16 protein-coding genes and 1 tRNA gene are annotated in these 18,424 nt (G+C 72.7%); 10 read left to right on the plus strand and 7 right to left on the minus strand.

Going from position 1 to position 18,424, the window contains the following annotated elements; genetic code table 11:
* The first annotated feature begins 32 nt into the window (after window positions 1-32).
* The 6 genes from metG (at window position 33) to ACYU96_RS16770 (ending at window position 8,080) form a co-directional block, all read left to right on the plus strand.
* Window positions 33-1,751: a methionine--tRNA ligase gene (gene metG / locus ACYU96_RS16745; protein ID WP_460756007.1), complete on the plus strand. Its 1,719-nt coding sequence runs from the start codon at window positions 33-35 to the stop codon at window positions 1,749-1,751.
* 53 nt (window positions 1,752-1,804) lie between these two features.
* Window positions 1,805-2,758, plus strand: coding sequence for a TatD family hydrolase (locus ACYU96_RS16750; protein ID WP_460756009.1), 954 nt, complete (start codon window positions 1,805-1,807; stop codon window positions 2,756-2,758).
* A gap of 83 nt (window positions 2,759-2,841) precedes the next feature.
* Window positions 2,842-4,179: an aggregation-promoting factor C-terminal-like domain-containing protein gene (locus ACYU96_RS16755; RefSeq protein WP_460756012.1), complete on the plus strand. Its 1,338-nt coding sequence runs from the start codon at window positions 2,842-2,844 to the stop codon at window positions 4,177-4,179.
* A gap of 714 nt (window positions 4,180-4,893) precedes the next feature.
* Window positions 4,894-6,192 (plus strand): aggregation-promoting factor C-terminal-like domain-containing protein, encoded by a 1,299-nt coding sequence (locus ACYU96_RS16760; RefSeq protein ID WP_460756015.1) that lies wholly within the window; start codon window positions 4,894-4,896, stop codon window positions 6,190-6,192.
* A 26-nt stretch (window positions 6,193-6,218) separates the two neighbouring features.
* Entirely contained in the window at window positions 6,219-7,067 is an 849-nt protein-coding gene (gene rsmA, locus ACYU96_RS16765) for a 16S rRNA (adenine(1518)-N(6)/adenine(1519)-N(6))-dimethyltransferase RsmA (RefSeq protein ID WP_460756018.1), read from the plus strand.
* On the plus strand, window positions 7,064-8,080 hold the full coding sequence (locus ACYU96_RS16770) for a 4-(cytidine 5'-diphospho)-2-C-methyl-D-erythritol kinase (RefSeq protein ID WP_460756022.1): 1,017 nt from the start codon (window positions 7,064-7,066) through the stop codon (window positions 8,078-8,080). The genes rsmA and ACYU96_RS16770 overlap by 4 nt, the downstream gene beginning before the upstream one ends.
* 160 nt (window positions 8,081-8,240) lie before the next feature.
* On the opposite strand, the gene lat is transcribed toward ACYU96_RS16770, so the two are convergent.
* The 5 genes from lat to ACYU96_RS16795 all read right to left on the minus strand — a co-directional run bounded on the left by lat (window position 8,241) and on the right by ACYU96_RS16795 (window position 13,292).
* Window positions 8,241-9,557 (minus strand): L-lysine 6-transaminase, encoded by a 1,317-nt coding sequence (gene lat / locus ACYU96_RS16775; RefSeq protein WP_460756024.1) that lies wholly within the window; start codon window positions 9,555-9,557, stop codon window positions 8,241-8,243.
* Window positions 9,558-9,631: 74 nt separating this feature from the next.
* Window positions 9,632-10,318, minus strand: a complete 687-nt coding sequence (locus tag ACYU96_RS16780; protein ID WP_460756025.1) for a hypothetical protein — start codon at window positions 10,316-10,318, stop codon at window positions 9,632-9,634.
* Between the two features lie 13 nt (window positions 10,319-10,331).
* On the minus strand, window positions 10,332-10,889 hold the full coding sequence (locus ACYU96_RS16785) for a peptidoglycan-binding domain-containing protein (protein WP_460756028.1): 558 nt from the start codon (window positions 10,887-10,889) through the stop codon (window positions 10,332-10,334).
* 106 nt (window positions 10,890-10,995) lie between these two features.
* A complete protein-coding gene (locus tag ACYU96_RS16790; RefSeq protein WP_460756031.1) occupies window positions 10,996-11,448 on the minus strand; it encodes an Lrp/AsnC family transcriptional regulator in 453 nt (150 codons plus the stop codon).
* Entirely contained in the window at window positions 11,445-13,292 is a 1,848-nt protein-coding gene (locus tag ACYU96_RS16795) for an ABC-F family ATP-binding cassette domain-containing protein (protein WP_460756033.1), read from the minus strand. The genes ACYU96_RS16790 and ACYU96_RS16795 overlap by 4 nt, the downstream gene beginning before the upstream one ends.
* A 106-nt stretch (window positions 13,293-13,398) precedes the next feature.
* Between ACYU96_RS16795 and ACYU96_RS16800 the strand changes: the two genes are divergently transcribed.
* The 3 genes from ACYU96_RS16800 (at window position 13,399) to ACYU96_RS16810 (ending at window position 16,640) form a co-directional block, all read left to right on the plus strand.
* Entirely contained in the window at window positions 13,399-14,430 is a 1,032-nt protein-coding gene (locus tag ACYU96_RS16800; protein ID WP_460756036.1) for an acetylxylan esterase, read from the plus strand.
* A 67-nt stretch (window positions 14,431-14,497) separates the two neighbouring features.
* Window positions 14,498-15,319: an acetylxylan esterase gene (locus tag ACYU96_RS16805; protein WP_460756039.1), complete on the plus strand. Its 822-nt coding sequence runs from the start codon at window positions 14,498-14,500 to the stop codon at window positions 15,317-15,319.
* 73 nt (window positions 15,320-15,392) lie between these two features.
* Entirely contained in the window at window positions 15,393-16,640 is a 1,248-nt protein-coding gene (locus ACYU96_RS16810; protein ID WP_460756042.1) for an MFS transporter, read from the plus strand.
* Between the two features lie 107 nt (window positions 16,641-16,747).
* On the opposite strand, the gene ACYU96_RS16815 is transcribed toward ACYU96_RS16810, so the two are convergent.
* Together ACYU96_RS16815 and ACYU96_RS16820 are read right to left on the minus strand one after the other, a co-directional pair.
* On the minus strand, window positions 16,748-17,299 hold the full coding sequence (locus tag ACYU96_RS16815; RefSeq protein WP_460756044.1) for a MarR family winged helix-turn-helix transcriptional regulator: 552 nt from the start codon (window positions 17,297-17,299) through the stop codon (window positions 16,748-16,750).
* Between the two features lie 178 nt (window positions 17,300-17,477).
* A complete protein-coding gene (locus tag ACYU96_RS16820) occupies window positions 17,478-18,077 on the minus strand; it encodes a TetR/AcrR family transcriptional regulator (RefSeq protein ID WP_460756256.1) in 600 nt (199 codons plus the stop codon).
* 185 nt (window positions 18,078-18,262) lie between these two features.
* Here ACYU96_RS16820 and ACYU96_RS16825 point away from each other — a divergent pair.
* Window positions 18,263-18,334: transfer RNA gene (locus tag ACYU96_RS16825), tRNA-Gln, on the plus strand.
* The last annotated feature ends 90 nt before the right edge of the window (window positions 18,335-18,424 follow it).

Consider the following 18,424-nt stretch of genomic DNA (forward strand, 5'->3'; position numbering starts at 1 on the left):
CCGTCCGACCCTATGAAATGGAGCATCCAGCGATGGCTCGCCACCTTGTGACCAGTGCGCTTCCGTACATCAACGGCGTCAAGCATCTGGGGAACATGGTCGGCTCGATGCTCCCGGCGGACGTGTACGCCAGGTACCTCCGCCAGCGCGGTCACGACGTCCTGTACATCTGCGCCACCGACGAGCACGGCACGCCCGCCGAGCTGGCCGCGGCGAAGGCGAACACGCCGGTCGCGGAGTTCTGCGCGCAGGCGCACGAGACACAGAAGGCGATCTACGAGGGCTTCAGCCTGCGGTTCGACTACTTCGGCCGCAGCTCGTCCGAGCAGAACGCGGAGATCACGCAGCACTTCGCCCGCAAGCTGCACGAGAACGGGTTCATCGAGGAGCGCGCCATCCGTCAGGTGTACTCCCCGCAGGACGGCCGGTTCCTGCCGGACCGCTACGTCGAGGGCACCTGCCCCCACTGCGGCTACGACAGGGCGCGCGGCGACCAGTGCGAGAACTGCACGCGCGTGCTCGACCCGACCGACCTGATCGAGCCGCGCTCGGCGATCAGCGGCTCCACCGACCTCGAGATCCGCGAGACCACGCACCTCTTCCTCCTGCAGTCGAAGCTGCAGGGCGAGGTCGAGGCCTGGCTCGACGGGAACAGCAAGGAGTGGCCGCTGCTGTCGACGTCGATCGCCCGCAAGTGGCTCGCCGAGGGCCTGCAGGACCGCGCGATCACCCGCGACCTGGAGTGGGGCGTGCCCGTACCCGCGGACACCTGGCCCGAGCTGGCGGCCGAGGGCAAGGTCTTCTACGTCTGGTTCGACGCCCCGATCGAGTACATCGGTGCCACCAAGGAGTGGTCCGACGCCGCTCCCGAGGGCGAGGCGCGCGACTGGAGGTCGTGGTGGTACGAGGCCGGCGACGTCCGCTACACGCAGTTCATGGCCAAGGACAACGTCCCGTTCCACACGGTGATGTTCCCCGCGACGCAGCTCGGCGTCCGCGAGCCGTGGACCATGACCGACTTCGTCAAGGGCTTCTCCTGGCTGACGTACTACGGCGGGAAGTTCTCCACCTCGCAGCAGCGCGGCGTCTTCACCGACGCCGCCCTGGAGATCCTGCCCAGCGACTACTGGCGGTACTTCCTGGTCGCCAACGCGCCGGAGTCGGACGACTCCTCGTTCACCTGGGAGCACTTCGCCTCCACGGTGAACAAGGACCTGGCCGACACCCTCGGCAACTTCGTCAACCGCGTGCTGACGTTCTCCGCCAAGAAGTTCGGCGACACGGTGCCGGCGGGCGGGACGCCGGGCGAGGCGGAGGACGGGCTGGGCGCCGAGGTGTCCCGGCTGCTCGCGGAGCTCGAGGAGCACATGGAGGCGCTCGAGTACCGCAAGGCGGCCTCCGCGCTGCGTGCCCTGTGGTCGGCCGGCAACGCCTACCTGGTCGAGAAGGAGCCCTGGAAGCAGGTCAAGACCGACCCGGAGGCCGCCGCGCTGTCGTTGCGCACCGCGATGAACCTGATCCGGCTCTACGCGGTCGTCTCCGAGCCGTTCATCCCCGCCACCGCGGCGACGCTGCGCAACGTGTTCGCGATGGACGACGACGCCACCTGGGTGGCCCCGGAGTCCGCGCGCGCCCTGGACGCGGTGCCCGCCGGCGTCGGCGTGACGGTCCCGCCGGTCCTGTTCGCCAAGGTGTCCGACGACGACCTGGCCGGGTTCGTCGAGCGTTTCGGCGGCGCGGACGCGAGCTGACCGTCCGGTGTCGCGGGCCTCCGGCCCCGCGACACCGCAGAGCGAGGAGAACCATGGCCCGCAAGCGTGACCGGGGATTCCCGGAGGATCCCGAGCCGCTGCCCGTGCCCGTCGTCGACAACCACACGCACCTGGACCACATCGGCGCGGTGCTGCCGGACGGCGTGCGCGCGCCGGCTCCGGCCGAACACCTCGCTCGCGCGGCGGCCGCGGGCGTGGACCGGGTGGTCCAGGTCGGCTGCGACCTCGACTCGGCCCGCTGGACGGCCACCCTCCTCGCGCCCCCCGGCTCCGCTCCGAGCTCCGCCCCCCGGCTCGGGGCGGATGTGGTCAGGGTGCTCGGGGCCGTGGCGATTCATCCGAACGAGGCGACGCTGCACGGCGGTGTCGACGAGACCGGGCCCGACGGGCTGGTGCCCCAGCCCGAGGCGCGGCACGCGGTGTCGCTCGACGACGCGATCGCCGAGATCGCGGACCTTGCCCGGGGGAACGAGCGGATCCGCGCGGTCGGCGAGACGGGGATGGACCTGTTCCGCACCGGGCCCCGCGGCGAGGAGGTGCAGCGCGCGTCGTTCCGGGCGCACATCGCGCTGGCGAAGGAGCTGGGGCTGGCCCTGCAGATCCACGACCGCGACGCGCACGCACAGGTCATCGAGGTCCTGCTGGCCGACGGGGCCCCCGAGCGCACGGTCTTCCACTGCTTCTCGGGCGACGCCGAGATGGCCCGGACCTGCTCCGAGCACGGCTGGTACCTCTCGTTCGCCGGGCCGGTCACCTTCCGGCCGAACGACGGTCTCCGCACGGCGCTGGCCGTGGCCCCTCGTGAGCTCGTGCTGCTGGAGACCGACGCCCCGTACCTCACTCCGCACCCGTTTCGAGGCCAGCCGAACGCTCCGTTCGCGGCAGCGCACACGGCGCGTTCCATGGCCGAGTTTCTTGGGGCTGACCTGGAGGAACTCTGCTCGGCGATCAGTGCCAACTCGGAGGCCGTCTACGGCAATTGGTGACAGGGGGACAAGTCTCCCTCCGCGGGCTTTCCAGACGGCCTGCGTTCCGTTACCGTCTTGTGTTCGTGGCAGACCATACGACCGTGAGATCGCGGCGAGAGCTCGGCGCGGCGCGCTTCGCGGACTCCCGCACCGCGTCCCCCAGGCGCTCCTCCGGCGAAGCCGGTGGTCCCCGGTCGACCGAGACACCGCGCCAGGCGGAGAGTCCCCGCCGCTCCCGGGGGGCGCACACCGCACCCGCGGAGCCGCTGAGCATCAGGCCGCCGGAGTGGCTGGCGAAGGCGCCCGTCCGCATCGGTGTCCAGACCGCCGTGCTCGGCAGCCTCGTGGCTGTCACCGGCACCTACGCGGCGCAGGCCAAGACCGTGACGATCGACTACAACGGCGAGGTGAAGACCGTGGACGCCTACGGCACCTCGGTCGCGGAGATCCTCAAGTCCCAGCACATCACCCCGGGCCGCGCGGACGTCGTCACACCGGCCGTCGACGCGGACGCCAAGGACGGCTCCCTGATCGTGGTGCGCTCCATGCGTACGGTGGACGTCGAGATTGACGGCCAGACCACCACGATGGACACGACAGCGGGCAACGTCGGCGAGCTGCTCGCGCTGATCGGCGAGCGCGGCCGGGGCGCGGTGGCCTCGGCGTCGCGCTCGGACCCCCTCGGCCGCGAGCCCATCCGCATCTCGACCATGAAGACCGTCCACGTCTCCGTGGACGGGGAGACCCTGCCGGTCAAGTCCACGCAGCCCACCGTCGGCGGCATGCTCGCCGAGGCGGGGATCGTCCTGAAGGACAAGGACGTGTCGTCGGTCCCGCTCGGCGCCGCCGCCGTGGACGGGATGGTCGTCATGATCAACCGGGACGCGTCGTCGAAGACCACCGTCACGGAGACGATCCCGTTCGAGACCAAGACGATCGCGGCCCCGGACCTCCTTGAGGGCGAGGAGATCGTGCAGACCGCCGGCGTGGCGGGCGAGGCGCAGGTCAAGTACGCCATCACCGAGCTCGGCGGTGCCGTCGTCGAGAAGTCGGTGCTGGAGCGCACGGTCACGCGCGAGCCGGTCACCCAGGTGGTCGCCGTCGGGACCATGCAGATCGCGACCGCGCAGGCCGACCCCAGCGCGGCGAAGGCGCTCGGTCAGTCGATGGCGGCCGAGCGCGGCTGGACCGGCGAGGAGTGGTCGTGCCTCGAGGCGCTCTGGGACCGCGAGTCCGGCTGGCGCTGGAACGCCGACAACCCGTCGTCGAGCGCCTACGGCATCCCGCAGGCCCTGCCCGGGTCGAAGATGGCCACCCACGGCTCGGACTGGGAGACCAACCCCGCCACCCAGATCGCCTGGGGTCTGGAGTACATCTCGGGACGCTACGGCAGCCCGTGCGCCGCCTGGTCGCACTCGGAGTCCGTCGGCTGGTACTGAGTCCCGCGTCCTCCCGGGCGCCGCGGGGGAGCGGTCGCGCACCGGTGCCTCGCTCGGGCGGGGCGGGGTCCGCGCAGTCGGCGCGCGCTCGACGGCACCCCTCTCAGGGCATGGTCGTAGATGTCCGTGGTGACGAGAACGGCAGCGCGGCGCAGGCGGCCACCGGACCGCCGCACCACGGCGCTGTCGCGCGCCCCTTCCCGGGCGCACGGTGCTCGGGACCGGCCTCCTGCTCTGAGGCACGGAGAGCTTCCCCCGCCGCAACGGGAACGCACGGGCCGCGCACGATCCAGGGCCGTGACCGGAAACACAGCCTCTCCGATTAGGGATAGCGATAACGGATCGGTTACGGTCTAGTGTCCTCGCTTGCGGCGGCGTACCGGATGGGTATATGTGTCCGGTTCGCTCCACTGGCAGGATGGCGCCGGCCCCGGCTCGCTCCCACAGGAGCAGGGACGGCGTCCAGACCGCCGGATCGGCCGGTCGAGACCCCGACGCCCACCCGTGAGGTCCGCGGGTGGACCGCAGGCCCCGAGTGGCCGTAGCTGCGGCTGTCGTGGAGGGCTCTCGCGTACGCGCGGCAGCCTGTTCTCACCGTTCGTGCCCGGGAAGTCCGAAGACTGGACGCGAGTGAACACCGTTTCTGAACTGAGCTCCGGCTCGGCCCTCCCCAGCAACCCCAGAACCCATGGTCGCCGTCGCCGTTGGCCGATCGTGGCAGGCCTCGCGGCCGCCGCGATCGCCGCGTCAGGATCGGTCGCGTTCGCCAAGGCGCACAAGACCGTCACGCTCGACGTGGACGGCACGACCACTTCCGTGAGCACGTTCGCCGGCGACGTCGAGGGACTCCTCGCCGCCCAGGGCGTCCGGCTCGACGACCAGGACGAGGTCGCACCAGCTCTTGACACGAACCTGCGTGACGGCTCCGACGTCGTCGTCCGCTACGGCCGTCAGGTGACGGTCGCGGCCGACGGCAAGGAGTCCGACGTCTGGCTCAACGTCACAGACTCGGCAGAGGCGCTGGACACCCTCGCCTCGCGTGGCTCCGACGTGCGGCTCGTCGCCTCCCGCAGCGGAGAGCGGGCCGAGTTCCCGCTCCGGCTGCAGGACGACGGACCCGTCGCGGTCGTCGCCGACGGTTCGACCCGCGTGGTCGACGGGAACGGCGACGGCGTGGCGGCGATCCTCGACCGCCTCGACGTCGAGCTCGACGAGGACGACCGCGTGAGCGTCGTCTCCGTGGACGACCTGACCGAGAACGGTGGCGACGTCGTCGAGGAAGCCAAGGTCGTCAAGGCCACGAAGAAGTCCGACGCCGAGGTCGCCCTCCAGGTGGAGCGCGTCGAGACCAAGAAGGTCACCAAGACCATCGACATCGACCACGACTCGAGGACCGTGACCGACGCGTCGCGCTTCGAGGACCTCGACCCCGTGGTCAGGACCGCGGGCAAGGACGGTGAGCGCACCAAGAGGTACCGGGTGACCACCGTCGACGGTGTCGTGGTGGACCGCGAGCTGCTGTCGAACGAGGTGACCACCAAGTCGGTCACCCGCGTCGTCGCCGAGGGCACCAAGGCGCGCCCGGTCGAGGAGCCCGAGGAGCCGGTGGAGCCCGCGACCACGAGCGACGACACGTCGTCCTCGTCCCCGAGCTCGCCGTCCTCGTCGTCCTCGACGTCCGAGCAGAGCGTGACGACGAAGGCCGTCCCGGCCGGTTCCAACCGTCAGGTCGGGCAGCAGATGGCCGCGGCGAAGGGCTGGTCCGGCTCCGAGTGGACCTGTCTCGAGGCGCTGTGGACCAAGGAGTCCAACTGGAGCCACACGGCGTCGAACCCGTCTTCGGGTGCCTACGGCATCCCGCAGGCCCTCCCCGGGTCGAAGATGGTCAGCGCGGGCTCCGACTGGGCGAGCAACCCGGCCACCCAGATCGCGTGGGGCCTCGGGTACATCGCGGACCGCTACGGCAGCCCGTGCGCTGCCTGGAGCCACTCCTCGTCCGTCGGCTGGTACTGAGTACCGACTCGACTAGGCTCGGCCACGTGAAGACACGTCAAGGCGCCCTGCTGGGGCCCGCGGAGATCCGCGACCTGGCAGGGCGCCTTGGTGTCCGCCCGACGAAGACCCTCGGGCAGAACTTCGTGCACGACGGCGGGACCGTCCGCAAGATCGTGCGCGCGGCGGGTCTCGGCCCGGGGGAGCGGGTCGTGGAGATCGGCCCCGGGCTCGGATCCCTCACCCTCGGCCTGCTGGAAGCGGGCGCCTCGGTGGTGGCCGTCGAGATCGACCCGGTGCTCGCGGCGCAGCTTCCCCTCACGGCGGGCGAGCACTTCCCGGACGCCGTGCTCGACGTCGTCCGCGCCGACGCCATGGATGTCACCGAGCTGCCCGGCGACCCGCCGACGGCGCTCGTCGCGAACCTGCCGTACAACGTGGCGGTCCCGATCCTCCTGAGCTTCCTGGAGCGCGTCACGTCCTTGGAGCACGTGCTCGTCATGGTGCAGGCCGAGGTCGCGGACCGGATCGCGGCGCGGCCGGGGTCCAAGGTCTACGGCATCCCCTCGGTGAAGGCCGCCTGGTACGCGGACGCCCGCCGCTCGCTCGCGATCAGCCGGAACGTCTTCTGGCCGGTGCCGAACGTGGACTCGGCCCTCGTCGCGCTGGAGCGCCGGGAGCCGCCGTCGACCACGGCGCGGCGCGAGGACGTGTTCCGGGTGGTGGACACCGCCTTCGCGCAACGCCGCAAGACCTTGCGCGCGGCGCTGAGCGGCCTCGCGGGCTCGGGCGTCGCGGCCGAGACGGCCCTGCGTGCGGCGGGCGTGGACCCGGGTGCGCGCGGCGAGACCCTCACCGTCGAGGAGTTCGCCCGGATCGCGGAGCACCTCACGTGAGCGGGCACCTGCACGCGGCGCCGGAACCTGCGGTGACCGTGCGGACGCCCGGCAAGGTGAACCTCGTGCTCCGGTCGGGCGCCGTGCGCGACGACGGGTACCACCCCCTGTCGACGGTCTTCCAGGCGGTGGCCCTGTTCGAGGAGGTCACGGCGACCCAGGTGCAGCCCGGGTCGGGGATCTCGCTGACGGTGAGCGGCTCCCAGGCCGACGCCGTCCCCCGGGACGAGACCAACCTCGCGTGGCGTGCGGCCCGCGCCGTGGCGGACCACACCGGGCTCGACGCCGACGTGTCGCTCCACATCACCAAGGGTGTGCCCGTCGCGGGCGGGATGGCCGGCGGGTCCGCGGACGCGGCCGCCGCGCTCGTGGCCTGCGACGCGCTCTGGGACGCGGGCCTGTCCCGCCAGGAGCTGACGGCGCTGGGCGCGCAGCTCGGCGCGGACGTGCCGTTCTCGCTGCTCGGCCACACGGCGGTCGGTACGGGCCGCGGCGACATCCTCACCCCGGTCCTGACCCGCGGCGAGTTTCACTGGGCGTTCGCGGTCCAGGCCGAGGGCCTGTCCACGCCGTCGGTCTTCGGCCGCTTCGACGAGCTGTCGCGCACGATGCCGGACGGGGGCCACGACCTTCCCGGGGAGGACTGGTGGAACGGCGGGGCGGCGGAACCCGGTGACCCCGGTGACGTCGCCCGCGGCCCGGACCCGGGGGACGACGCCGGGCTCCTGGCCGCCCTGCGGGCGGGCGACCCCACCGCGCTGGGCGCCGCCCTGCGCAACGACCTGCAGGCCGCCGCGCTTGACCTGCGTCCCGAGCTGGGCCGGGTGCTGGAGATCGCGCGGGACGCGGGGACGCTCGGCGCCGTGGTCTCGGGATCGGGCCCGACGGTCGCGGCGCTGGCGCGCTCCCGCCGGCATGCCCTGGCGATCGCGGCGGTCTGGACGGCGGCGGGCGTCGTCGACTCGGTCTGGACGGCCACGGGCCCGGCGCCGGGGGCTCGCATCATCGCCTGATCCCGGCGCTCTGCGGGGCCGGCCCGAGTTCCGCCGCACGGCGTCGCGTGAGACGGTGCGGGGCTTCCTGCCGCCGCCCGCCGCCCGCGAGCGGCGGAGAGGCTTGTCAGGGCCGGGCGGCTCTGGGGTCCGCCCGTCCCCGACAAGCGGTCGGCCGGCCTCAGACCGGCTGCGCCGCCAGTGCCTTGTCCAGCACCTCGACGCCGCGGGCCAGGGTCGTCTCGTCCACCGTGAGTGCCGGGCGGAAGCGGACCGAGCGGGTGCCGCACCCCAGGAGCAGGACGTCGTCGTCAGCGACAGCCGCGAGCACGGCGTCGCGCACCTCGCGCGACGGCAGGCTCAGCGCACACATCAGGCCGCGGCCGCGGACGTCCGACACGAGGTCCGGGTGGCGGCGGGCCAGCTCCCGCAGCCTGGTCACCAGCGACTCGCCCATCCGGGCGGCGCGCTCGACGAGCCCGTCGGACTCGACGACCTCGAGGATGCGGCGCGAGCGCACCATGTCCGTGAGGCTGCCGCCCCAGGTGGAGTTGATGCGGCTGGAGACCGCGAACACGTTGTCCGGCACGTCGTCGACCCGGCCGCCGGCCATGATCCCGCACACCTGGGCCTTCTTGCCGAACGCGACGACGTCGGGCTGCACGTCGAGCTGCTGGTAAGCCCACGCGGTGCCGGTCATTCCGACGCCGGTCTGCACCTCGTCGAGGATGAACAGGGCGTCGAACTCGCGGCACAGGGCCTGCATGCCCCGCAGGAACGAGGTGCGGAAGTGGTGGTCGCCGCCCTCGCCCTGGATGGGCTCCATGATGAAGCAGGCGATGTCGTGCGGGTTGGCCTCGAAGGCGGCGCGGGCGGCGCCGAGCGCTCCGGCCTCGGCGGCGTCCATGTCCCTGCCCTCGGCGAGGTAGGGCGAGGGGATGCGCGGCCAGTCGAACTTCGGGAAGCGGGCGACCTTGCCCGGCTCGGTGTTCGTGAGGGACATCGTGTAGCCGGACCTGCCGTGGAAGGCGTGCTCGAGGTGCAGCACCTTGGTGCCGAGCCCGGCCGGGCGGCCGTGGGCCTCGTTGTGCCGGGACTTCCAGTCGAAGGCGGTCTTCAGGGCGTTCTCGACCGCCAGCGCTCCGCCGTCGACGAAGAACAGGTGCGGGAGCGCCGGGTCGCCGACGACGCGCGCGAAGGTCTCGACGAACCGCGCCATCTCGACGCTGTAGATGTCGGAGTTGGAGGGCTTGTTGAGGGCGGCACGGGTCAGGTCGGAGAGGAACTCCGGGTCCTCGGACAGGGCGGGGTGGTTCATGCCCAGCGCCGACGACGCGAAGAACGTGAACAGGTCCGTCCACTCACGGCCGTCACGCGCGTCGACGAGCGTGGAGCCGTGGGACTTCTCGAGGTCGAGGACAAGGTCGAACCCGTCGACCAGGAGGTGCTCGCGAAGGGTGGGGAGCGCCCCGGAAGGAGAGAGGATCGTCTCAGTCATGCTCGCCACGCTACGGGAGAAAATTCTGTCAGTACAGGCTTGATCGGGAGATTTTTTGTGCGAAGCGACGATCCTCAACCGGCGAGACTGCCTGCCATCTGCAGCAGGTCGTCGACCGGGACGCCGGACCGGCCCTCGGGCGTGCGGCCCAGGACCGTGAGGAGCACGTACGAGCCGCCCTCGTCCGTCCACTCGACGCGCACCGGTCCGAAGCCGTTGTTCTCGACGCGGGTCACACGGGCATCGCCGCCGCCCTCGGGGAACTCCAGCCACTCGATCTCGACCGTGTCGCCGCTCAGCTCGCCGGTGAGCGCCTCCGACCCCGGGTACGCGACGTACGTGATCGTCGTGGCCGGGTGGATCGCGCCGGACGCGACCTCGTCCTCGGGCCACGAGCCGGGCGCGGCACCGGGCACGGTCTCCTCGTTCTGCGCGCCGTGCAGGTCGTAGACGATCCAGGTGCCCAGCCGGTCCGGCGACGTGCTGTCGTCCAGCCGGCTCGAGATGTCCTCGGGGCAGGAGACGACGGCGCGCATCACGCCGTCCGGCACCCAGGTGGGCTGGCGCAGGTCGGCCGCGCAGGTCTCCTCGGTGAGCCGCCGGGCGTCCGCGGTCTCCTCGGCCTGCGGGTCCTGGTCGTCGCGCATGGTGACCGCGAACGTCACGGCGATGACGGCGAGCACGACGACGAGCCCCACGGCACCACCCAGGATCAGCTCGTTGCGCCGGGTCGCCTTGCGGTAGTCGGTGATCATCGTCATGCCGCGGACCTCGTCATCCCTCGCACCCGAGCCTCTCCAGCGGGTCGCCGCCGAACTCGTACGGCTCCTTGGAGGCGACCGGGCTCGCGGCCACGCCGGGCAGGACCCACGTCGCCCAGTCGCAGTTCGCGTCGAGGAACCAGGCGTCCCGCGCGTCGCGCGCCGGCCCCCAGCGCAGCACCTGGTCCGGGCCCAGGCAGCTGTACTCGGGCGCGCACACCGGGATGACCATCGCGCGCATCGTCACCCACGTGTTCGTGTTGACGCAGCCGTCGGAGGGGAGGCCGGTCCAGGCCTGGAAGGCCCTGGCAGCCTGCTCGGAGTCCGCGTCCCAGGTGCTGTCCGCCGTGCTGAGCGCATGCGTCGCGGACAGCACGTTCTGTACCGCGAGCACCTCGCCGCCGCTGTCGTGACCGACGGCGCCGCCCAGCGCGCCGGTACCGCACTCACCCACGGGATCGTTGGCGGTCCACGCGTCCCCCGCGGCGCGCCCCTGCAGGAACGCGGCAGTGACCAGCGCGACCATCACGACACCACCCGCGACCTGCAGCCAGGTCTTCGTGCTCACCATGGGAGGCTTCCTCAAAAATGCCGATTTGTCGCGCCGAGACTAGCAATCTCCCTGGATCAGGAGGAAGCGCCGCGCTGGACGGCGCGTCGAGGAGTGCGGGGCCCGGTCAGGCCGACTCGACCGGGCGCCCCTCGAAGTAGGTCTGGAGCACGACCGTGCTGCGGGTGCTGACCTGGGCCGTACGCCGGATCTGGCCCAGCAGGCGCTCCAGGTCGCGGGGCGCGGCGACGCGCACCAGCAGCAGATAGTTCGAGTTTCCGGCCACCGAGTAGCAGGCCTCGATGCCGGGCAGGTTCCTCAGGTGCTCGGGGGCGTCGTCCTCCTGGGCCTGGTCCAGCGGGGTGATCTCGATGAACGCGGTCAGCGGCAGCCCGATCGCCTCGGGGTCCACCACGGCGCGGTACCCGGAGATCACTCCGCGCGACTCCAGCTTGCGGACGCGGACCTGCACGGCCGACAGCGACAGTCCGGTGGCCTCGGAGAGCGCGGCGAGGGTGGTGCGTCCGTCCGCCCGCAGGGCACTGACGATCGTGCGGTCGACGTCGTCTTCCAGGGTCATCCGGCCACCTCCGCAGCCTCGAGCCAAGCCATCTCGAGCTCGTCCTTCTCCGTGGCCAGCTCCTTCGCTCGTGAGTCCAGGCGCCCGACCGCCGTGAAGTCCGTGGCCTGCGCAGCCATCTCGTCGTGCAGCCGGGCCTCTTCCTCGGCAATCTTCCCCAACCGCCGCTCGATCCGGGAAATCGTCTTCCGCGCCGCCCGGATCTCCGCCTGGTCGTGAGAACCCACCGCGCTGCCGGCGGGCTCGGCCCCCGACCCCCCGGACGCCGCCGCCCCCGGTCCCGCGGCCCCGGCCGCCCGGCGCAGCGCCAGGTACTCCTCCACACCCCCGGGCATGTCCCGGATGGTCCCGTCCCCCAGCAGCGCCACCTGCCGATCCGCGACCCGCTCCAGCAGGTACCGGTCGTGCGACACGACGATCAACGTCCCCGGCCACCCGTCGAGCAGGTCCTCCAGCGCCGCCAGGGTGTCGGTGTCCAGGTCGTTCGTGGGCTCGTCGAGCAGCAGCACGTTGGGCTCGGCGACGAGCAGGCGCAGCAGCTGGAGCCGGCGTCGTTCACCGCCCGACAGGCTGTCCACCACCGTGTACGCGCGCTCGCGCGTGAACCCGAGGCGTTCGGTGAGCTGCGCGGCGGTGAGCTCCTTGCCATCGATCTCGATCCGCCCGCGCTCGCGCTCGACCACCTGGACGGCCGTCAGGTGCCCCACGTCGTCGAGCTCGCGGATCTCCTGGCTCAGCTCGGCGACCTCGATGGTCTTGCCGCGCCGCACCCGTCCGGAGTCCGGCTGGCGACGGCCCGCGAGCAGCGCGAGGAGCGTCGTCTTGCCGGCGCCGTTCACGCCGACGACGCCGTACCGGTCGCCGGGCCCCAGCCGCCAGGTGACACCGTCGAACAGGGTGCGCACCGGGGTGGCGCCGTCGGACCCCGGGCCGCGGCCGCCGACGCGGACCGTCACGTCCTCCAGGTCGAGCACGTCCTTGCCGAGGCGCCTCGTCGCCATCCGGGTGAGCTCCAGGGTGTCGCGCGGCGGCGGCTCGTCGTCGATCAGCGCGGCGGCGGCGTCGAGCCGGAACTTGGGCTTCGAGCTGCGGGCCTTGGCGCCGCGGTGCAGCCAGGCGAGCTCCTTGCGCAGCAGGTTGTTGCGCTTCTCGGCGGTCACGGCGGCCAGCCGGGCGCGCTCGGCGCGGGCCAGGATGTAGGCGCCGTAGCCGCCCTCGTACCCGTCGACGGCGCCGGACCCGTCACCGCGCACCTCCCACATCCGGGTGCAGACGGCGTCGAGGAACCACCGGTCGTGGGTCACGACGACGAGCGCGCCGCGCGCGCCCGGGCGGCCGTACCTGGTGGCGAGGTGCTCGGCGAGCCAGGCCACGCCCTCGACGTCGAGGTGGTTGGTGGGCTCGTCGAGCAGGAGGACGTCCGGGTCGTCGGCGAGGAGGGCCGCGAGCGCGACGCGGCGGCGCTGGCCGCCGGACAGCGTCGTGACGGGGGCGCCCAGGTCCAGGTCGGCGAGCAGGCCCTCGTGGAGGGAGCGGATGCGCGCGTCGGCCGCCCACTCGTGCGTGTCGGCGGAGCCGTGCACCAGGTCGAGCACGGTGACGTCCTCGGGCACCTCGTCGCGCTGGTCGAGCATGCGGAGCGTGGAGCCGCCCACCCGGGTGACGCGGCCGTCGTCGGCCTCGGACAGGCCGGCCAGGATCCGCAGCAGCGTGGACTTCCCGGCGCCGTTGGGGCCGACGACGCCGACCCGGTCGCCGTCGTCGAGCCCGAGGGAGACGTCGGAGAGCAGGGTGCGGGTCGCGATCCGGAGGGAGATGCCGTCGGCGCCGAGGAGATGTGCCACCCCGCAAGGTTAGAGGCTGCGCGGCGCCGCCCGGTCGCCCGCACCGCCTATGCTCACCGCAGACCCGGTCCCGACCGACGCTTTCGCACCGGCGCAGGAGGTAGCAGTGGCGCAGTTCGACATGCCCGTCCACGATCTCGAGCAGTACCGGCCCGAGATCGACGAGCCCGAGGACTTCGACGAGTTCTGGTCCACGACGATCGCGGAGTCCCGCGCGGCCGGTGCCGCGCTGCCCGGCGGCGGCTCCCCGCGCCTCGAGCGTGTCGACGCCGGCCTGACCCAGGTGACGGTCGACGACGTGACCTTCCCCGGATTCGGTGGTCACCCGATCAAGGCCTGGCTCACCCGGCCGGCGCACGCCGAGGGCCCCTTGCCCGCCGTCGTCCAGTACCAGGGCTACAACGGCGGCCGCGGGCTCCCGCACGAGCACCTCGGGTTCGCCGCGGCAGGCTATGCGCACCTCATGATGGACACGCGCGGCCAGGGATCCGGCTGGGGCGGTGGTGGCGCGACCCCGGACCCCGTCGGCGCGGGCCCCACCGCTCCCGGATACATGACCCGCGGCGTCGAGGACCCGCGGCAGCACTTCTACCGCCGCGTCTTCACCGACGGGGTGCGCGCCGTGGACGCGGTGCGTGCGATCGACGGCGTCGACCCGTCGCGTGTCGCCGTCGCGGGCACGAGCCAGGGCGGCGGCATCACGATCGCCGTCGCCGGCCTCAGGGACGACGTCGCCGCCGCGCTGCCCGACGTCCCCTTCCTCTGCCACTACCGGCGTGCCGTGGAGATCTCCGACAACATGCCGTACGGCGAGATCACGCAGTACCTGCACGTGCACCGCGCCCCGGAGGTCGAGGCACGCACCTGGCGCACGTTCTCGTACCTGGACGGCGTCTCCTTCGCGCGCCGGGCGACCGCGCCGGCGCTGTTCTCCACCGCGCTGATGGACCAGACCTGCCCGCCGTCCACGGTGTACGCGGCGCGGAACGCCTGGGGCGCGTCGGCCGGGAGCGCGTCGACGGAGCCGCCGCAGATCGACGTCTACCCGTACAACGGGCACGAGGGCGGGGCGGAGTACCGCTTCGCGCGGCACCTGGAGTTCCTGCGCGAGCACCTGGGGGAGCAACGGCCTGGGTAGGGGCAGGTCATCGCCGGGCAGTACGCTGCCAGGCGCACCATCGCACACCGACAGAAGGACTCTCACCGTGTCCGAGTTCGACATCCCCCCGGTCGCGCTCGCGCCCGCCGCGCCACCCGCCGTCGACGAACCGCCGGCCTTCGACGACTTCTGGTCCGGCCTGCTCGTCCGGTCGCGCAGCAGGGACGCCGCGCGGCTCGAGCCGGCCAAGCCGGCCGCGCGCGGCCTGACGACCGACGCGGTGACCCTGTCGGGCTTCGGCGACCACCCGCTGCAGGGCTGGTTCCTCACGCCGGCCGAGGGCTCGGGCGCGCTGCCGGGCGTCGTCGAGCTCGTCCCTGCCGGAGGCGGCGGCAAGGCGCGTGACCACGCCTGGCCGGCGTCGGCCGGCTACGTGCACCTCCTGATCGAGATGCGGCACGCCGGCGATCCCGCGGACCCGTACAACCGCGAGATCTCCGCCGACGCCGTCCGCGCCGTCCAGGAGGTGCGTTCCCTGCCGGGCGTGGACCCGTCGCGCGTCGCCGTGCTGGGCAGGTCCGGGGCGGGCGCCGCCGCCGTGGCCACCGCGGGGCTGCTGCCGGACGTCGCCTGCGTGATCGTCGAGGCGCCGCTCGACGGACCGCACGCGCCCGCGCTCCGGGCGTTCGCGCGCCGCGCGTCGTCGCCGGTGCTGCTCGGGCCCGGTGCCGGCGCGCCGGAGGTCTTCGCGGCCTGGGGTGCGCACTCGGCGCAGATCGTGGCGGAGCTCTCGGGTGCGACGCCCCCCGACGTCGTCGAACGCGTCATGGACGGCTCCGACCCGGCGGCCCGCCAGCACACCTACCAGCGGTGGCTCGCCACCCACACGGAGCTCGGCCAGGTCTTCACGCCCCGCGTCGCGAGTTGAGCACGCCCGCGCGGCCGCACCCGGTGGACAGCAGGGCGTGCGGGTGCCCTCGTCGGACACAATGGGGCGCATCGTGATCACCACCACCTCCCTGACCTCCTCGCGCCGTGCGGTCTCCACCGGCGCGCTGCTCGTGGCCCTGCTGGTCGTCGGACTGAACTTCCGCGCGCCGATCACCGCGGTGCCGCCCGTCCTGTCGGACGTCGCCGCCGGGCTGGGGATGTCGTCCGTCGCCGCCGGGCTGCTGACCGGCTTGCCCATCCTGTGCTTCGCGGCGCTCGCGCCGGTGGCCTCGTGGCTCATCGGCCGGGTGGGCCCGTACCGGGCGATGACGATCGCCGTCGGCGGCGTGCTCCTCGGGACCCTCCTGCGCTCCGCGCTCACGGGCCCGGCAGGCGTGTGGACGGCCGTCGCCGGGACCGCCGTCATCGGCGCCTCGATCACCATCGGTAACGTCGCCGCGCCCGTGATCGTCTCCCGCGACTTCACCGGCCGCGCCCCCGTCGCCACCGGGCTCTACACGGCGTCGATGAACCTCGGCTCCGTCTTCACCACCACCCTGACCGTCCCGCTCGCCGCCTGGCTCGGCTGGCAGGCGGCGCTCGCGGCCTGGTCGGTCCTGGCCGTGGTCGCGCTGGTCAGCTGGGCATGGGTGGTCAGGGGCGGCAGCGACGGGATGCGTGGGGACCGGCGTGCGAGGTCCGACCGCGCCGACGGGGCGTCCGATGCGGGTGACCGGGTGCTGCGGCGGCCGATCACCTGGGTGCTGTCCGTGGCGTTCGTCGGGCAGTCCTTCTCCTACTTCGCGATGACCGGGGTGCTGCCCGAGCTGCTCGGCGACAAGATCGGGTTCACGCCCGCCGAGGCCGGGGTCGCGGCCTCGCTGTTCCAGGGCCTGGCGATCCTCGGGTCGCTCGTGCTGCCCGCGACCCACGCGCTCCGGCTCCCGATCGGGGTGGCGTCGGCGGTGGTGAGCGCGTGCTGGCTGTCGCTGCCGCTCGGGCTGCTGCTCGCACCCGGCTGGTGGGCGCTCTGGTGCTCCCTGGCCGGCCTGGCGCAGGGCGGGAACTTCGCGGTGATCTTCACGCTGGTCGCGCAGCGGGCCGGCGGCCCGGTCGCGGCCCGGCGGATGGCGGCGACCATCCAGTCGTGCGGCTACGTCATCGCGTTCACGGGGCCGTCGACCCTGTTCGCGGTGCACGACGCCGTCGGCGGCTGGGACCTGCCCCTGACCGTGGTGCTGGTCGTGCTGACGGGGATGGGGGTAGCGCTCGCCATCGCCACCCGCCGGCCCCGGACGTCACCCACCACGACCCGCTGACCCCACGCGAGCTCTCTGCCCCGGTCTCCTGCTCCGACGCTCCGGGCCCGCCACCGTGCCGACCGTGTCGCCGAGGGTGCGGCCGCCCGGGGCGGGAGGGGGAGTCGTCAGCCCTCGAACTGGGTGGACAGGGTGCGCAGGAGGGCTGCCAGGCGGGGACGGTCGTCCTTGGTCAGGGCGGACAGGACTTCCGCCTCGACGGCCAGGAGATCGGCCATCGCGGCGTCGACCTGCTTCCGCCCGGCGGGGGTGAGCTCGACCTGGACGCCGCGGCGGTCGTCGGGGGAGCGGTGGCGCTCCACGAACCCGCGGTCGGCGAGACGGTCGATGCGGTTCGTCATCGTGCCGCTGGTGACGAGCGTCTGCTGGACCAGCGCGCCGGGGGAGAGGCGGTAGGGCTCGCCGGCCCGCCGGAGCGCGGAGAGCACGTCGAACTCCCAGGTCTCCAGGTCGCGCCGGGCGAACGCGCGGCGGCGGGCGAGGTCGAGGTGCCGGGCGAGCCGCGAGATCCGGCTGAACACGGTCAGCGGCTCCAGGTCGAGATCCGGCCGCTCCTGCAGCCAGGCGGCGACGATCCGGTCGACCTCGTCGTGCGGCCCGGCGTCGTGCGGCCCGTCACCGAGAGCCTCGGCCGGCGGTCCGCTGGTGGACTCCTCCATGGCGTGAGACTACCCGAAGTGTCTTGACGTCAAGAGTCTTGACCGGTGCGGGGTGGTGGCGACGTCTGCCGCATCGGCGCCAGGTGGTTCGGCGTCGCGCGGGCCGCCGCCGGATTCTCGAGCCGAGCGTGGTCGCGCGTGAGCATCACGCGCACGGACAGGCCGGTGCTCGGTCCGCCTACCCCGACTTCATCAGCGCGGGATTCTTCTCCATCTGGCTCAGCCCGTTCCACGCCAGGTTCACCAGGTGCGCCGCGACCTCCGACTTCTTCGTCGCGCGGTTGTCCAGCCAGTACTGCCCCGTCAGCGCGATCATCCCGACGAGCATGTTCGCGTACAGCGGCGCGGTGCGGGGGTCCAGGCGGTTGATCCGGAACTGCTCGACCAGGATCCCCTCCACCTGCGTGGCGACGTCGCCGATGAGGCTGGAGAACGTTCCCGTCGCCTGCGCCACCGGTGAGTCCCGCACGAGGATCCGGAACCCGTCCTCGCTGTCCTCGATGTAGTCGAGCAGCGCCAGCGCCGTCCGCTCCAGCAGGACCTTCGGGTGCCCGCCGGCGTCGAGCGCGCCGGTGAGCGCTGTCGTCAGCTCCTGCACCTCCCGGTCGACGATGACCGCGTACACGCCTTCCTTGCCCCCGAAGTGCTCGTAGACCACCGGCTTGGACACCTTGGCGCGTGCCGCGATCTCCTCGACGCTCGTGCCGTCGAAACCTTTCTCGGCGAAGAGCTCGCGAGCCACGGACAACAGCTGCTCCCGGCGCTGGCTCGCGGTCATGCGGGGTCGCGGAGAGCGACGGGGGTCTGCTGCCATGAGGAACATTGTGCCGTGTCGTCCTGAAGGTGCCGATCGCACGAGGGCCCGACGCCGTCCGCTGGGCGTACCGTGTGCCGTGTGGTCCGCCTGACATCGCCGGGAGCCGCGCGCACCCCTCGCGACCTGGCAGACTGAGGCCACACCGATCCGCCTTGGTGTAATCGGCAGCACACGGGTTTTTGGTGCCCATGGTCCAGGTTCGAGTCCTGGGGGCGGAGCGATTCGTGGTCCTCGCACCGTGTCCCGGCCGGATCGGCCACGGCCGGCAGGATCGATCGCCGGGAGTCCGGCCACCGGGGCCCGGCACG

The sequence above is a fragment of the Myceligenerans cantabricum genome (genome assembly GCF_054777735.1).